The sequence below is a fragment of the Nocardia sp. bgisy118 genome (assembly GCF_057708605.1).
Map to the genome: position 1 here is coordinate 1 of NZ_JBYISM010000089.1, position 659 is coordinate 659.

The window sequence follows — 659 nt, forward strand, 5'->3', positions numbered from 1 at the left end:
GGTCTGCAGCGTCTCGCGCGTCATCAACAGCATCCCGGCCGCCATCACGACCAGGACGTAGAGGGCGGTGACGAGCTGCCACGACTGGTTCCACAGCACACCGATCTCCGGTATCTGCCCTGGGTCGGGAGTGGTGAGCAGGGTTTCCGACAGCAGCTCGAGCAGCGGGTTGAGCGCGGACTCGACGATCCGCTGGAAGAACCCGTCGATCGCGTTCTCCACGCACCCGTTGATGTTGGTGACCCCACACTCGGCCGACCCCGACCCCGACCCCGGCGTCGTGCCGGGCGTCGTCGGTGTGGGCGAGGCCGGGCTCGGGGTGATCGTGGAGGGCGGGGTCACCCACCGGCTCGGCGGAGTCGTCGTGGCCGGTGGTGTGGTTGTCGGGGCGGGTGTGGCCGGTGTCGGGGTCACCGGCACGGTCGGTGTCGGTGTCGGTGTCGGGGGCTGGGCGGAGGCACCGGTAGCGCCGGTGACGGCGATCAGGATCGCGGCGAGTACCGCCGCTGCGGCGGCGGCAGCGGTGCGCGCGGTTCGTGAGTGCCTGACGGGGACGGGTGCGGGTGGGGCCTGTGCCGAGGTGTTCACGGTCAGGCTCCGATGATGGACTTGAGAACGGTGACGATGACCGGTGCCAGCATCGCCAGCGCGTAGCCGAT

General features: G+C 70.3%; 2 protein-coding genes. One reads left to right on the forward strand and one right to left on the reverse strand.

The features are described from left to right. The coding region (locus AC3EO7_RS37840; protein ID WP_435593888.1) for a hypothetical protein at positions 1–222 on the reverse strand (222 nt) is incomplete at its 3' end. Between the two features lie 10 nt (positions 223–232). Here AC3EO7_RS37840 and AC3EO7_RS37845 point away from each other — a divergent pair. Next, entirely contained in the window at positions 233–604 is a 372-nt protein-coding gene (locus AC3EO7_RS37845) for a hypothetical protein (RefSeq protein ID WP_435593889.1), read from the forward strand. The last annotated feature ends 55 nt before the right edge of the window (positions 605–659 follow it).